Origin of the sequence: Myroides sp. ZB35, assembly GCF_001865835.1 — a bacterium.
GTDB lineage: Bacteria > Bacteroidota > Bacteroidia > Flavobacteriales > Flavobacteriaceae > Flavobacterium > Flavobacterium odoratimimum.
On record NZ_CP017769.1, the window covers coordinates 2,320,453 to 2,334,862 of the forward strand.

Here is a 14,410-nt window from a genome sequence, read left to right on the forward strand (position 1 = left end):
ATTATAAATTAATTTGATAGTGTATTTAAAAACTCAAGTATTTCTGCTGCAATTTCATCTACATGAGTCTCTAAAGCAAAGTGACCTGTGTCATAGAATTTTAAAGTAGCATTTGGTAAGTCCTTTTTGTAAGCTTTAGCTCCTTCAGGTAAGAAATAAGGATCCTTATCTCCCCAAACAAGTAAAGTCTTTGGTTGATAGGTTCTAAAGTACTCTTGGAACTTAGGATAAAGGGCTACGTTTGTTTTATAGTCTTTAACAAGGTCTAATTGAATTTCTATATTCCCAAGTCTATCTAAGAACTTTTGATCCAAAGTGTAGGCTTCAGGGGCAATTAAAGAAGGATCTTTAACTCCTTGGTGGTACTGAAACCAAATAGCTTCTTTGGCAACAAAACCATGTAGTGCTTTTCGGTTTGCATCTGAAGAGTCTTGCCAATAACGTTGTATTGGATCCCATTCTGTACTTAGCCCTTCCTTGTAAGCATTTCCATTTTGAGAGATAAGTGCAGTTATTTTCTCTGGATTATTTACAGCTAATCTAAACCCAACAGGAGCTCCGTAGTCAAATACATATAGAGCAAATTGTTTTAGTTGTACTTGCTCAATAAAAGATTGCATGACTTGAGCTAAGTGATCAAAAGTGTAGTTAAACGTCTTGTGATCTGGAGCATCAGAAAATCCAAAACCAGGTAAGTCAGGTGCTATAATGTGATACTGTTTACTTAGAATAGGAATTAAATTTCTAAACATATGGGAAGATGTAGGATATCCATGTAAGAGTAGAAGGGTAGGTTTGTTTGGGTCTCCTGCTTCTCTATAAAAGATATTTAATCCATCAACTTTAATAAAGCGATAGTGAATTGAATGGTTTTTCATGATTTGATTCTTTGAAATTAAATTTGATTGTGCATAAGCATTTGAAATACTAGTCAGACTAAAGGTTAATAGCGTAGCAACTAGTAGTTTTGTTATTGATTTTTTCATCTTGTTATTTTGTTTGTCAAAAATATATCGGATATTTGATTGCTGAAAACGATTAATTATTATTTAATAAATCATAAAAAGTGATTTTAAAATGAATACAAACGATTTAAAAATATTTGAGGCAGTAGCCCAGAGTGGTAGCTTTACCAAAGCTGCTGATCTAATGTTTACTGTTCAATCTAATGTTACAGCTAGAATTAAAAGCTTAGAAGAGGAGTTTGACACCAAACTCTTTTTAAGAACATCTCGCAAGGTTGATCTAACAGAAGAAGGAAAGATATTAATGCATTATGCCAAGCAAATTCAGCATTTAGTTCAAGAGGCTAAAAATGAAATAAAAAGCAGTGATATTGTAACAGGACATTTAGCTATTGGGTGTATGGAAACCACAATGGCATTAAAAGCTCCTGAGATATTACTTTCTTTTGCACAGAAGTATCCCAATATTGAATTAGAGTTTAAATCAGAAGACAGAGATGTACTTATTTCTGATGTTTTAAACTATAAGCTCGACGCTGCTTTTGTTTCTGCTCCCCTTAATACAAATGGGTTAAAGCAAATAAAGATTAAAGAAGAACAGCTTGTTATTTTAGCTTCATCAAAACAGCCAAGTTTAAACAAACTAGTTACACAAGAGCCATTAAAGAGTATCGTATTTGACAATGGTTGTATTTTCAGAGAGCGTTTAGAGTCGTGGTTTACTCACAAAGGAGTACATAATTATAAGAGCATTGAGCTTAACTCTATAGAGGGGATTATAAACTTTGTAGAAGCAGGACTAGGTATAAGTCTGCTACCTGAAGAGATTATATCACAGTACTATCAAAACAGAAAAATATGCACCTATCCTCTTAGTAAGCAATTAGGAACGATGACCACTTTACTTGTCTATAGAAAAGACAAAGCTCCTTCAAAAGCGCTTCAAAGTTTTATTGATATGTATTTGTAAAGTTTGATATAACTAAGATAATAGTATAAAAACAAGGATGTGATAATCACATTTTTAAAAGGTGTTTAAAACAAATCTTAAACACCTTTTAAATTATTCATTATCTAGTTGTATATCCTCCATTGGCAAAAATGGTTTGCCCTGTGATCCACCAACCATCAGTAACTAAAAATTCAACAAGAGGAGCAATGTCTTCTATTTTGGTTAATCCACCTAAAGCAGATGCCGATTTGTGATAAGCAACAGCATCTTCTGTTTCTTGACCATAAAAAAATGGAGTGTCCATAGGACCAGGAGCTACACCTGTTACAGAAATTCCTCTTGATCCAAATTCTTTTGAAGCCATTCTAGTAAAATGCTCAACAGGTGCTTTGGCTCCAGCATAAGTAGAGTACAAGCCTGTATAAGCGGCTAGTAGAGAGGTAACTATTGAACAGATTTTACCATTGTCATTTAAATGCTTTCCAGCTTCTTGTATGAAAAAGTAGGCTACTTTGGAATTGATATCAAACATGCTATCGTATTCTTTTTCCGTTGTTTCTAAAAATGATTTTTTAAGTACCATCCCAACTGTATTTATTGCAATATCAATACCTCCGAAACGATTTTTAGTTTCTTGAAAAAAAGTAGCTATGTTTTCTACTTTAGTTAAATCAGCTTGGAATAAAAAAGCTTCACCTCCAAGCTTATGAATATCCGAAAGTGTCTTTTCGGCTTCTATTTTACTGCTATCACTATTGTAATGAATCGCTATTTTAGCACCTTTTGATGCGAAATTTCTACTTAGTAAACCACCAAGATTTTTAGCTCCACCTGTGATTAATACTACTTTTCCTTTTAGATTATTATTTGTCATTGTTGTTTGATTTTAAATGTTTTACAATTGATTCTGTAAATATGATATGAATTAAAAACAATAACATGGTGAACTTTTCGGGAATTGTATTTTTATGTATTTTCTTTTCTATAGTTTCCTGGTGTTAATCCTGTAAACTTTTTGAAAAATTTTGAAAAATTAGAAGGGTCATAGGTTAGAATTCGAGCAATTTCTGCGATGGAATAGTCTGTATTTACAATCATCTCTTTGGCTTTATCAATAATCTTTAAATCATAAAAATGACAAGGATGATTGCCTGTTTCTTTTTGTATGGTATCGGTTAAATGTGTATGTGATATAGCTAAATCATCTGCAATTTGATTGATTTCTTTAAAACTGAAAGCAATACCTGCAACAACTTCATTAATATGTTTATCTAAATAATCAAAATAGATCTGTTTGATTTCATCTCCTCGTTTAGAAATTTCGGTATTAATTTTAGTCATGTGTTATTAAACTTATAAAATATAAAGTTACTATGTTTTTTAATTGGTCATGATAAAATAAACATCTTTATTGATATGTATCAACTAGATTTAACACTATAAAAAAACAGATGCTATAAAGTCATAGCATCTGTTTATAAAACCTATTTTACAACTGTAGCCTCGAGTTCTACAGTTAGACTTTCAAAGAGTCCTTTTACCTCAAGTACTGTTGTTGCTTGCTGAATTTTGTGTTTAACAAGCCACTCTTGTAAAATGGGAAAATGCTGCATTAGTTCAGAGGTAGAAGTTGTATAGATATTTAATCTAACAATACCCTCAAGGGAGTAATTAGCTGTTTTAATTACCTTTTCTAAGTTTTCAATACAAAGTAAAAGCTGCGTTTTCATATCAGCGTTACTTGAGATTCCATTTTGATCAATAGCTACCTGACCAGAACAGTAAAGTGTACTTTGAGCATTTTTTACTTCTATTGCTTGAGCGTAATTACGCTCGAATTGCCATTGCCAAGGATTAATAGTTGTTTTTATCATCTTGTATTCTTATTTAGTTACAGAGCAAATTTGCTATTAAACCTTAGAAGAAGATGTTGATGTATATCACAAATTTAAAGTGAGCTAAATCACTTTAGATCCAATCGACTTAGTGTTTCTCTTGAAACTCCAAGATAGGCTGCTAAAAGAGATTTTGGAACACGTTGCATAATACCAGGAAAGCGTTCTTGAAGTTCAAAGAACCGCTCTGTAGTATTGTTTTTCATCATGGATAAAATACGCTGTTGCGCAGCAATAAAACCTTTGTGCGTTTTATCTAAAAAGAATTCATTTATCACAGGAAGTTCTTTTCTTAGTTTATTATAACCTTCTAAATCCAAAGCATAGACTTGCGTATCTTCAATACATTCTAAACTCATGCTTGCTAGAGATTGGCTGTAGAATGCTTTTAGATCTGTTTCCCACCAACCTTCCATTGCAAAGTCAATGATATGCTCTTTGGCATTATCATCAGTATAAACAAGCTTTAATAGACCTTTATCTATAAAGAATAAATAGGGCACAGGCTCTCCTTCTTGAATTAAAAACTGATGTTTCTTATATTTTTTAAAAATAAAACAAGACAAGATAAAGTCAAAATCACCGTCTGTTACTAGTACTACTTGTTCTATTTGTGTTTTAAGAAGGTTGGTCATATAATTTGCTTCAGTTTGAGAGTGATTTTTTTAAAGTTACAAAGTAAAGATACATAAGTATATCACTATAGTTATTCTAAATGTTTACTAATTAAATCAGCAGTTTGTTTGGGATGAGAAATAGGTCCTCCATGACCTGCACCTTGAATAGTCTGTAGCTCTATTGAATTAACTTTCTGTTTTATTGTTTTTGCAACAGCTGGATACACTAAAATGGAATCACTTCCTGTAATTAAAGTGATTTTACCTTTAAATTGATTAAGGTTCCCGGGTTTAATATTTAAACGCTCAGGGTCATTTGCTTGATCAAGCCAAGTAGCATAACTAGCTGTCATGGTATTTCTGGCTCTTTGATCAAAAACAGAATACCAACTACCTTTTCCAAAGGCTACTTTTTCAATAAAATTAAAGGTTCCCTGTTCAATGTGTCCTTGTTCAAGTAAATTTTTACTTTTTTGCATTTCGGTCTGTATTTCTGAAAGCATGTCTTTATACTCAGACCTTCCTTTTAATATTCCAAAAATTGGTGGTTCATATAGGACAATACTCTCAACTCTATCAGGATGATTGTTGGCTAATTCAATAGTTATATTTGCTCCATAAGAGTGTCCAATAAAGTGAGCTTTTTTAATCTCTAGAGCATCAAGTAAGGATAAAGCATCTTGAACATCTATTGATATTGTACCTTGCTCTTTATCAGCAGAAGAAGCACTATGTCCTCTTCTATCATATAAAATTATAGGGTTAGAAGCTGTTTTGTTTATCTCTTCGGCCACAGGTAACCAAGAATTATGATCATCCCATGATCCGTGTATAAAAACTATAGGGATACCTTGGCCTTTTTTATAGCGTATCGCTAAGTTGACATCACTAGTTTTAATTTGGTATAGTGGAGTATTTTCAATTGCAAAATATTCTGTACTTGTTTGAGCGAATAATTCAAATGAAAATAGTTGAATTAGAAAAAAGAGTAGAACTCCAATGTTTTTATAAGAAGAATATCTCATGACTTTATATTATGATTTATTAAGACTAAATTTAAGTAAAATAAATAAAGATAAAAAAAACGAATTATAACTTATTATAATCCGTTTTTTTACCTAACTAATTTATATAGTTTTTATGTATAATTCCTGTAATTCATCAGGTGTAAAATCTTTAGAATCTAATTGTTGTATCAGTTTTCCTTGCTTCATGATACCTATTTTTGTAGAGACTTTAGTAGCATTGAAAATATCATGGGTGGCCATAAAAATGGTTTTTCCTTCACGGCCAAGTTTACAGATAAGTTCATTAAATTCATTTGTAGCAATTGGATCAAGTCCGCTTGTTGGTTCATCTAAAAACAGCACTTTGGCGTTTTTAGCAACTGCAATGGCAATTCCTACCTTCTGTCTCATTCCTTTTGAGTATCCTTTAAGTTTTCTATGATGTGCAGATTCTTGTAGTCCCGTTAGTATTAAAAAATCGATGAGTTCTTTCTGAGAGTAAGAAAAACCAGCAATTTTACTAAAGAAATCTAAATTCTCAATTCCAGTTAGTTCGGGGTATAACATAACTGTTTCGGGTATATAAGCAATGTCTTTTTTTATTAATTGCGGATTCTCTATAACAGATATCCCATTTATAAAAGCTTCTCCAGATGTTGGTTTTATAAAACCTAAAAATATATTAATAGTTGTGCTTTTTCCTGCTCCATTTTGACCAAGTAAAGCATAGACTTCACCTTTTTTGAGTTCTATATTCAAGCTATGTAATGCTGTGTCATTGTCATATTTTTTATGTAGGTTGGTTGCTTTTAACATAATTTTTTTAGTTTTTTATGTGAGATAATCAGTAAAATAGTAATGATAAGAAGTAGGGGCAATACTAGCTGGATAATTGAAACGTTTGATTGTGCTTTGAATTTTTCTAGTTTGTGATTGTTCCAATTCTCTACAGTACTGTTTTGATTAGAGAAAATTAAGGGATAAAAATGTAAACGTTTCTGGCGATGGAAATCCTTTAGTTTGTTTTCATAAGCAAGTATATTGTTTTGATCAGATAAGGCTAGTTCACTTGAAAGTGTTAGGGCGTGTATACTTGGAATAAAATAACCTATTAGTTTAGCAGCATTATTTCTTGCCTTTATTTTGCTCTGATAAGCAATAGAAGATTTCATTGATTCTACATCCGCTAGATGTTGCATTGCATAATACCATTTCCAATTGAAATCATTATTAAAAATGGTATCATTAGTTTTAAATTGAGGATATATATTATGAAATTTATCTATTGTGTTTTTTTGAGGTTCGTCCCATTTATTGTGATAACCATCTCTTTGTTCTATAACAGTTTGTAATGCTTCTTTGATAGGATACATTTTTTGAATTAGAACAAAGCTCACCATCGGAACAATAAAGTTCATTGCTATCCAAATAAGAATTAGAGCAAGCGCATTGTACGAAGTACTCTTATTGTTAGCTACTATAAAACGGCATAATGCAAACCAAAATATAATGTATAAAAAGCCAAGTAAAATAAGTAAGTTAAAAGCTTTGTCAAATGGAATTTGAATCCAAAATTTAGCAATTAGTAGCAATAGAAAATAGAGAGAACTAATAGATAGGAATCTTATTATTAGCTTAGTATCTATTATTCTTTTTATATTTCCACTTTGTAAAGACAATAGTTTCAATGTACCACTTTCCTTTTCTTGTGATAGAATATTGAAATTAATAGCAATTATAATAAGTGGAAAAAGGAAGATAAGTACAAAGCTAAAATCGAAATTTCCAGCTAGTGCGCTTGTAGGGTTATAGAAATCGGTATTGTATTTCTGCTCTTCTAAATTTCGGATAGTTATTCCTTTTACACTTGGTGTAAAATCTCTCATACCAATATTAAGTGCTGTTAATTTACTAGGTTCGTTAAATAAATGGAATTTTATATAGTAAAGAGTAGATCCAATATGTGTTTCGTGCGCTGTGTTTTTTTGAATGCTTTGCTCTTGATATTCAGTAGCATCTTGCATTAATTGATTGTTTTTTTCAAGGAATGTAACTCCAGTGTGTATGGATAATATTCCAAGAAAAAATAGTAGTATTAGTGAAAAAACATACACTTTATTTTGAAAAAATTGTTTATATAAGTACTTATTCATCTTAATTGAATTTGAGTTTTTTGATACTTAGGAGTATGATTAAAAGACTTATTGCAAACCAAAAGACTAGGGAAAAACAAGTGGTTAATTGAGTTTGTAAACTAGTTAATAGTCCTGTATATTGATATTTAAAGTCAGGAAGGTTCTTCCAGTTTTCTTGACTAATAATTTCGTTTTTAGATTTGTCATTACTGATGTGTTCTATTTGTAAGTCATTCATATATTGAGCTAGTTTGTAGCGGTATTCTTCTGCTTGGTTTTGAAACATCTTATAAGCATAATAATCTGTTGCACAAACTGTGGTTGAAAAGCTTTTAATGGCTGTCATTGGATTAAAATAACTAGAGTATTGGGTGATTTGGTATTGCTTTTCAAAAGTATCTTCTAGTTCTTTCATTTTTGCATTGTAAATACCCGTACTGATTTTTTCGCCTTGTTTCATTATAAAACCTCCATAGTTAAAGGGAAGTTTATTTACATTGTCAACATTGTAATGATTTAATAAAGAGTCTTTGATGTGAGAAAAGTAAGGGTCATTGGGATTGTGACTATCACCAACTTTTAGAATCTCTTTTTCAAGTTTGGATTCAAAGGCAATCCTTGATTCAATTGGATAACTAATTTGAGCGGTATATTGTACTGCTTTAGGTAGAATAATTGACATCAAAAGCCAGATGGTAATTAGGTTAATCAATGCTATGGATGAGTTTTTACTTAGTGTTGAGATTCCTACAACAATTGAACTTAGCAAAAAGTAAAATAAAGCATAAGAAAACAGAATCAGTAAACTTCGAAACAGAATATCAGAAAAAGTACTTAAATAACTGTAGCTTATCAGTCCAATTAGTATTGGAAATATAGGTATAGAAAGTAGAAGAGCGTAATGCCACAATCCCTTTACTTTACCGAAAATAATAGCCTTTTTTGAGGCTCCTTGAATACTTAACAATTTTAACGTATTGTCCTCTTTTTCTTTGGTAATTAGATTAAAACCAACAAAGAAAATAATAAGAGGGAGCAAGACTTGTAAGATAAAAGCAGGGGTAAATACGCCAAACCGTACAAGAACCCCTGAGCTATTAGCTTCTGAAATGTTTGCCGTATTTTGCTTATGAGCTTCTAAGAATATTATATTTCCTAGATAGTCGTCTAACCCTTTGTCCAATATACTCATTGGATGAGCAAGCCTAAAAACAAGGTAGCCGTAATGTGCCATTCTATGGGGGTGTTTATCAGGTCTATTTTCCCATTTTTCCCTTACTTCAACACGATGAGCTTCAACAGAGGTAGCATGGGTAGTAAATTGAGTGTAATTGATAAAACAACTTAGGATAGATATTAGCCAAACTCCTAAGAGAATAAAGAGATTTTGTTTTTTGCGTATAATATCTCTAAAGGTTTTTTTAGTGATTAGTTCAGTCATTAAAAAAGTAGTTTATGAATTTTCATTTTTATTGATAAGCTCTTTACGATTGTTTTTATAAAGCTTATACAGACAAAACTAATTGATAGAATTAGAATTATAATCACCATAATCGCAAGTATTACTCGTCTCGTCTTTATTATTTCGCATCTCGTCAGTGTAGATTTTTTATTCAGATATAGTTTTGTCCCGATCTAAAATCAATCGTGCAAATGAAATTAATTAGCTATATAAACAAAATGAAATTTAAGCAGTTTAGTTTTTTAATAATACTGACAGGTATTTCATATACAAATTCTATTTATGCTCAAAATACTAAGACCTATAAACTCAAGGCCAGAGTATTGCAAGAAGGTAAAAATCAAAAAGAAGCTTTAGCTCAAGCTTATGTATATACGTTACCTAGTCGTGTTGAAACTTTTTCAAATAACAAGGGAGAATTTTCTTTAGAATTACCTAAGGGAAAACATCAAGTTATGATCTCTTATGTTGGAAAGGTAAGTTTAGATACATTGATTGATGTTACTAGTGATATTGAATTTGAGTGGGTACTAAAAGATGATAATTTTCGCTTAGAGGAAATTCATGTTGTTTCAAATATTCAAAAGCAAGATCACTCTACTAAGATAAACAGAGCAAGTTTAGATCATCTGCAATCATTAAGCTTAAATGATGCGATGAGTTTACTTCCAGGAGGGATCACTTCAAATCCAAACTTAAAAAGCAATAGAAGTATATCGATAAGAAATATCGGTAGTACAACGTATCCGCCCGAGCAAGTGCATGTTTCATAATATAATGTAAGGAAGTAAGTTTGCTTTAAATAATAAAGAGATGAGCAAACAAGAAATTATGTACTCTCATGTAGAGGATTGGCAAGCAAGTGGATTAACACAATCAAAGTATTGTGAAAGTGTTGGAATTAAGCTGGCGACATTTAGTTATTGGGTAGTAAAGTTTAAGAGTGAAACAGAGCAAGAAGGCTCAAGTAACTTTATAGCAATAGGTGAAACATCTAAAACCGACAGTAAAGAATACGAAATCGTGTATCCTAATGGAGTGAAGTTACGTTTAGAAACGAAAGACTTGGGTGAACTCTATTCATTAGTAAACCTTGTGTAATGTTTAGTCTGAGTAGTAGCCATCAATTCTACTTGTATAAATCAGCTTGTGATATGCGCAAGAGTTTCGATAGTCTATGTGGTCTTGTTCAAAACGAGCTTAATCAAGTCGCTCATAATGGAAGTGTCTACGTCTTTATCAATCGTCGATGTAATCAGATGAAACTCTTACACTGGGAAACAGGTGGTTTTGTGTTATATCACAAGCGATTAGAACAAGGTACTTTTGCTTTTCCTATTCATAATCGGACTCAAATCAGTTGGAGTGATTTGGTACTTATGATTGAAGGAATACAAGTGATAAAAAGTAGTCAAAAAAGGCGGTTTTCCATGAGATAAAACAGCCTTAATCCTTGTATAAATAAGGCTTTTGACGTATATTTACTTCATGGAAATAGACTTAGAAAACTTATCGAAACAAGAACTTTTGGCACTTTTAACCAAAGCCCAAAAGACTATTTCCAAACAAGAAAAAGTAAATACTAAGTTAGAGAAGAAAACTACTAGCTTAGAAGAAAAGACCTCTAAACTAGAAGAAAAAAATACAGAACTGGAATATCGTGTAAAGCTACTTGAGCGCATGAAGTTCGGTCAAAGCCGAGAACGTTTTGAGGATCCCAATCAAACTCAATTACCTTTAGATGTTGAACAAGCAGTCTTAGAGGAACAAGAAGAAGTAATCAAACAAGAGATTACCTACTCTCGTGAGAAAAAGAAACATCCAGGACGAGCTAAACTACCAGATCATTTACCCGTAGAAGAAATAGAAATACATCCTGAGGGAGATTTATCTGATATGATTTGCATTGGTAAAGAAACTACAGATGTGTTAGATTATGTTCCAGGTTACTTTAAAATCAAGCGTTACATCCGATATAAATACGCTACTAAAGGTAAAGACAACACTCAAATTAGTATTGGTGAGCTTCCTGAGCGAATTATAGATAAAGGAATCCCTTCAGAGGGATTATTATCCACAATACTTGTAGATAAATATGTTGACCACCTTCCTCTTTATAGACAAAAGCAACGCTTTTCCAGAGAAAACATCGATATAGCTTCTTCTACAATAGATGGTTGGGCGGCTCAAAGCATGGATGCTTTAAAGCCACTATACCAAAAGCTGGTGATGGACATCAAAAACGAAGGTTATCTCCAAGTTGATGAAACCACCATCAAAGTCTTAGATGAGAAAAAGAAAGACAAAACTCATCTTGGCTACTATTGGGTGTATCACGCACCTATATCCAAGCTTGTAATGTTTAATTACAGTCCTACTCGTAGCGGTAGTGCTGCACTGCCTATATTAAAAAACTTCAAAGGATATCTGCAAACTGATGGATTTAGCGGCTACCAAGCCTATGGAAATAAGTCAGATGTTACACATCTTGCTTGTTGGGCACATGCTCGACGTGAATTTGAAAAAGCTTTAGATAACGATAGAAAAAGGGCCCAGCATGTACTAGTAGAAATACAGAAGTTATATGCTATAGAGAGAAAAGCTAAAGAACAAGACTTAGCTCCTGACCAAATCAAAGAACTTCGTCTAGATGAAAGTTTACCAATCATCAACAAGCTTGGTAAATATATGATTGCTCAGATGAATCTTACCTTACCTCAAAGTAGAATAGGTAAAGCTTTTGTGTACTCTCAAAAAAGATGGAGTAATCTAAGTGATTACTTACACAATGGAAACTTGCAGATAGACAATAATCTTGTTGAAAATGTAATCAGACCTGTAGCAATTGGTCGTAAAAACTATCTCTTTGCCGGTTCTCATGATGCAGCACAAAGAGCAGCTATGGCCTATACGTTTTTTGCTAACTGCAAAAAGCATGACATTAATCCATATAAATGGCTAAAGTATGTTCTTGAAAATATTCAATCCATCAACCACAAGAATATCGCTGACTTATATCCTCATAATTACAAGAAAATTATCCTGGATAATGTAGAAGAATAATTAGATCTCACAAGATGTACTTGCTCGGGTGCATACGCTACAACTGCGTATCGCTAGATGAGAAAAATTGGAAATTGTCGTAAAATTAAGACCTTACAATGGTTTCTAACATATAGTTTTACTGCTAAATATTTAGCAGTAAAGGAAGTATCATAAAGCAAAGGACATCATCACCTGATATAGTAAGGGGGGGCTATAATCAACAAAGGATAAATGTGGAATGATATACTCTCTTAAAAGAAGAGGTTGGGCTTATTATCATAGGCATGTAGTTTTGTCAGAAATATTTAGCGAAGTAGATAAAGAAATTTGGAGAGCGCTATGGAAATGGTTTGTTTGAAGACCCCCAAACAAAGGAAAAAGATATGGAAAATCTAAATATTTCCATTATATTGAACAATGTTATTGGGTTTTCAGAAGTATTATCAAGGAGCATGGAGCAACCGTGACAGACACTCTATGTTTTGTTAGAAGTATCCCCGTCAGATGTAACTCATCTTGGCTATTGGGCGCATGCACGTCGTGAATTTGAAAGAGCTTTAGATAATGATAAAAGAAAAGTTCAGCATGTACTTGTAGAAAGACAGAAACTATACGCTATTGAAAAAAAGACTTAAGAGCAAAACTTAACATCACAGCAAATTAAAGAACTTCGTCTAAAACAGAACTTATCTGTTATTACTGAACTTGAGAAATATATGTTCGTTCAGATGAAACTTATTCTTCCTAAAAGTCAAATAGGCATAACTCTTTCTTACTCACAAACAAGATGGGATAATCTAAGTACGTATTTATACGATGAAAACGTACAGATAGAAAACAACAACCTTGTTGAAAATGCGATTTGACAATAGCTCTTGGGCGTAAAAATCACCTTTTCGCAGGATCACATGATGATGCACACATAAATGCTATGATTTATATTTTTTTGCTACAGCAACAAGCATGATGTTAACCCGTATCAGTGGCTAAAATATATACTTGAGAATACTCAATCTATAATTCACAAGAAGATTACTGACCTATATCCTCATAATTACAAAACGTTAATCAAAGATTCTGTACAATAATTTTCATATCTCACAAGATGCACTTGCTTAGTCGGATACATAGCGGTGTTTCTAATGTTTATACGATATATGATCAAATTTTAGAGGACACTCCATCTGAAATAAGGGCATATAATGGTAAGCGAAAGCTTATTTTACAAGAAGGGCAAGATAATCGTAAGGTTATTGAAATGTATCGTCAAGGAGCTGAAAAATTAACTAATCATGCTCTATTAAAAGAGAGATTAGCAAAAGAATACTATAGAGTTTTATCTGGAAATAAAAGTGTTTTAAAAGACCTTCCTACGCCATATAATAATCCCAAAGATTTGTTGAAATCTATAAAAATGTTTTTAGAATCTGCAAAAGAACTAGATCAAGATAATAATCAAATAAGCATTCAATTAGACAAGTTAGAAGAACTTAGTTCTTTAGGCTTTTTTTCTAGTGATTGTAGGGTTAACAAGCAAATCAAACAAAGAACAAAAGACTTAAGGATTCAAAGAAGACAGGAGATAGCAGCATTAGATAGTACTCAGCTTAGGAAGCAACTATCTAAAATAAAAAAAAGAATGTCTAATCTAGATAGAAAAAAGGATCAATTAATTACAGAGAAAAGATACATTAGAACTCTACAAAAGGAGAAAAAGTTTAAAGATTCAGTAGAGCAAGCTGTTCAATACTATACAAGAAATCCTAAAGATATTGATGGGCTTAAATTGGTTCGAATAACTCTTAAAAAAAATAAGAGGTTTGATTTATTAGAAACAATTGAAAGAGAAAATCAAAAGCATCAAAATTCTTTTTGGGCAAAACTTTCATTAATAGATGTGTTACTTAAGCGAGTTGAAGTAAACAATAAAAAGAATTATTCAGAGATTGCTGACCTAATAGAAAAATTAAAGGATTCTGGTAGACTAAATAGGGAGAAATATGAAATTAAATTCAGAGAAATTAGATTAAGTGTTCTTTCTAATCAATCACCTGAACAAAAGTTGTTGGAGGTAGGTGGTGAGCTAGTTGGAATAAGTAAAGCTTATAAAGTAGATAGATTCATACGTGAATGTGTCTATTATTTTGAGAATAAAAAAATGAGACATTATTCGATTATGACATTAAATCTTGTTTTGAAATCAGATTTACTAGAGCAAGATAATGATAATCAATTATTAAGTCTTATTGAAGCACTCTCTGAGTTTAGAATATCAGATACAGAACAGGATAAGAGTATACTACAATTAAGAGATAAACTTTTAAATTCATAA

At 32.0% G+C, this 14,410-nt stretch carries 16 protein-coding genes and 1 pseudogene; 8 read left to right on the plus strand and 9 right to left on the minus strand.

Annotated features, from left to right (window positions below; translation table 11 throughout):
* Window positions 1–8: 8 nt before the first annotated feature.
* Complete coding sequence (locus tag BK054_RS10495; protein WP_198032301.1) at window positions 9–986, minus strand: alpha/beta fold hydrolase; 978 nt, start codon at window positions 984–986, stop codon at window positions 9–11.
* 91 nt (window positions 987–1,077) lie between these two features.
* Here BK054_RS10495 and BK054_RS10500 point away from each other — a divergent pair, with 91 nt between their 5' ends.
* On the plus strand, window positions 1,078–1,935 hold the full coding sequence (locus BK054_RS10500) for a LysR family transcriptional regulator (RefSeq protein ID WP_039329013.1): 858 nt from the start codon (window positions 1,078–1,080) through the stop codon (window positions 1,933–1,935).
* Between the two features lie 100 nt (window positions 1,936–2,035).
* Here the strand turns inward: BK054_RS10500 and BK054_RS10505 are convergent, their stop codons facing one another.
* The 8 genes from BK054_RS10505 to BK054_RS10540 form a co-directional block, all read right to left on the minus strand.
* Complete coding sequence (locus BK054_RS10505) at window positions 2,036–2,791, minus strand: SDR family oxidoreductase (protein ID WP_039329014.1); 756 nt, start codon at window positions 2,789–2,791, stop codon at window positions 2,036–2,038.
* A 92-nt stretch (window positions 2,792–2,883) separates the two neighbouring features.
* Window positions 2,884–3,258, minus strand: coding sequence for a helix-turn-helix domain-containing protein (locus BK054_RS10510; protein ID WP_071307244.1), 375 nt, complete (start codon window positions 3,256–3,258; stop codon window positions 2,884–2,886).
* A 143-nt stretch (window positions 3,259–3,401) separates the two neighbouring features.
* Window positions 3,402–3,791 carry a RidA family protein gene (locus tag BK054_RS10515; RefSeq protein WP_039329016.1) on the minus strand — a complete coding sequence of 130 codons (390 nt, stop codon included), beginning with the start codon at window positions 3,789–3,791 and terminating at the stop codon, window positions 3,402–3,404.
* Window positions 3,792–3,880: 89 nt separating this feature from the next.
* Window positions 3,881–4,447 carry a Crp/Fnr family transcriptional regulator gene (locus BK054_RS10520; protein ID WP_071307245.1) on the minus strand — a complete coding sequence of 189 codons (567 nt, stop codon included), beginning with the start codon at window positions 4,445–4,447 and terminating at the stop codon, window positions 3,881–3,883.
* A 71-nt stretch (window positions 4,448–4,518) separates the two neighbouring features.
* Complete coding sequence (locus BK054_RS10525; protein WP_039329019.1) at window positions 4,519–5,454, minus strand: alpha/beta fold hydrolase; 936 nt, start codon at window positions 5,452–5,454, stop codon at window positions 4,519–4,521.
* A 102-nt stretch (window positions 5,455–5,556) separates the two neighbouring features.
* Entirely contained in the window at window positions 5,557–6,252 is a 696-nt protein-coding gene (locus BK054_RS10530; protein ID WP_071307246.1) for an ABC transporter ATP-binding protein, read from the minus strand.
* Entirely contained in the window at window positions 6,246–7,589 is a 1,344-nt protein-coding gene (locus tag BK054_RS10535; RefSeq protein WP_071307247.1) for a DUF3526 domain-containing protein, read from the minus strand. The genes BK054_RS10530 and BK054_RS10535 overlap by 7 nt, the downstream gene beginning before the upstream one ends.
* Window position 7,590: 1 nt before the next feature.
* Complete coding sequence (locus BK054_RS10540; protein ID WP_039329025.1) at window positions 7,591–9,012, minus strand: DUF3526 domain-containing protein; 1,422 nt, start codon at window positions 9,010–9,012, stop codon at window positions 7,591–7,593.
* 212 nt (window positions 9,013–9,224) lie between these two features.
* On the opposite strand from BK054_RS10540, the gene BK054_RS10545 reads away from it, so the two are divergent.
* The 7 genes and pseudogenes from BK054_RS10545 to BK054_RS10570 all read left to right on the plus strand — a co-directional run bounded on the left by BK054_RS10545 (window position 9,225) and on the right by BK054_RS10570 (window position 14,410).
* A complete protein-coding gene (locus BK054_RS10545; protein WP_071307248.1) occupies window positions 9,225–9,806 on the plus strand; it encodes a carboxypeptidase-like regulatory domain-containing protein in 582 nt (193 codons plus the stop codon).
* Between the two features lie 40 nt (window positions 9,807–9,846).
* Window positions 9,847–10,134 carry an IS66 family insertion sequence element accessory protein TnpA gene (gene tnpA, locus BK054_RS10550; protein ID WP_006258245.1) on the plus strand — a complete coding sequence of 96 codons (288 nt, stop codon included), beginning with the start codon at window positions 9,847–9,849 and terminating at the stop codon, window positions 10,132–10,134.
* On the plus strand, window positions 10,134–10,472 hold the full coding sequence (tnpB, locus tag BK054_RS10555) for an IS66 family insertion sequence element accessory protein TnpB (RefSeq protein WP_071307249.1): 339 nt from the start codon (window positions 10,134–10,136) through the stop codon (window positions 10,470–10,472). The genes tnpA and tnpB overlap by 1 nt, the downstream gene beginning before the upstream one ends.
* A 49-nt stretch (window positions 10,473–10,521) precedes the next feature.
* A complete protein-coding gene (tnpC, locus tag BK054_RS10560; RefSeq protein WP_071307250.1) occupies window positions 10,522–12,096 on the plus strand; it encodes an IS66 family transposase in 1,575 nt (524 codons plus the stop codon).
* 220 nt (window positions 12,097–12,316) lie between these two features.
* The gene (locus BK054_RS18845) at window positions 12,317–12,436 is read left to right on the plus strand and encodes a group II intron maturase-specific domain-containing protein (protein WP_083387845.1); all 120 of its coding nucleotides are present in this window, start codon (window positions 12,317–12,319) and stop codon (window positions 12,434–12,436) included.
* A gap of 124 nt (window positions 12,437–12,560) precedes the next feature.
* Window positions 12,561–12,944 (plus strand): annotated as a pseudogene (locus BK054_RS18610) (IS66 family transposase).
* A gap of 239 nt (window positions 12,945–13,183) precedes the next feature.
* Window positions 13,184–14,410 (plus strand): hypothetical protein, encoded by a 1,227-nt coding sequence (locus BK054_RS10570; RefSeq protein WP_071307251.1) that lies wholly within the window; start codon window positions 13,184–13,186, stop codon window positions 14,408–14,410.

Coding starts and splice junctions, on each gene's coding strand:
- BK054_RS10535 (WP_071307247.1), bottom strand. CDS start 7,589: ATGAATAAGTACTTATATAAACAATTTTTTCAAAATAAAGTGTATGTT.
- BK054_RS10500 (WP_039329013.1), top strand. CDS start 1,078: ATGAATACAAACGATTTAAAAATATTTGAGGCAGTAGCCCAGAGTGGT.
- BK054_RS10495 (WP_198032301.1), bottom strand. CDS start 986: ATGAAAAAATCAATAACAAAACTACTAGTTGCTACGCTATTAACCTTT.
- BK054_RS10525 (WP_039329019.1), bottom strand. CDS start 5,454: ATGAGATATTCTTCTTATAAAAACATTGGAGTTCTACTCTTTTTTCTA.
- tnpC (WP_071307250.1), top strand. CDS start 10,522: ATGGAAATAGACTTAGAAAACTTATCGAAACAAGAACTTTTGGCACTT.
- BK054_RS18845 (WP_083387845.1), top strand. CDS start 12,317: ATGATATACTCTCTTAAAAGAAGAGGTTGGGCTTATTATCATAGGCAT.
- BK054_RS10545 (WP_071307248.1), top strand. CDS start 9,225: ATGAAATTAATTAGCTATATAAACAAAATGAAATTTAAGCAGTTTAGT.
- BK054_RS10530 (WP_071307246.1), bottom strand. CDS start 6,252: ATGTTAAAAGCAACCAACCTACATAAAAAATATGACAATGACACAGCA.
- tnpB (WP_071307249.1), top strand. CDS start 10,134: ATGTTTAGTCTGAGTAGTAGCCATCAATTCTACTTGTATAAATCAGCT.
- BK054_RS10515 (WP_039329016.1), bottom strand. CDS start 3,791: ATGATAAAAACAACTATTAATCCTTGGCAATGGCAATTCGAGCGTAAT.
- tnpA (WP_006258245.1), top strand. CDS start 9,847: ATGAGCAAACAAGAAATTATGTACTCTCATGTAGAGGATTGGCAAGCA.
- BK054_RS10505 (WP_039329014.1), bottom strand. CDS start 2,791: ATGACAAATAATAATCTAAAAGGAAAAGTAGTATTAATCACAGGTGGA.
- BK054_RS10510 (WP_071307244.1), bottom strand. CDS start 3,258: ATGACTAAAATTAATACCGAAATTTCTAAACGAGGAGATGAAATCAAA.
- BK054_RS10570 (WP_071307251.1), top strand. CDS start 13,184: ATGCACTTGCTTAGTCGGATACATAGCGGTGTTTCTAATGTTTATACG.
- BK054_RS10520 (WP_071307245.1), bottom strand. CDS start 4,447: ATGACCAACCTTCTTAAAACACAAATAGAACAAGTAGTACTAGTAACA.
- BK054_RS10540 (WP_039329025.1), bottom strand. CDS start 9,012: ATGACTGAACTAATCACTAAAAAAACCTTTAGAGATATTATACGCAAA.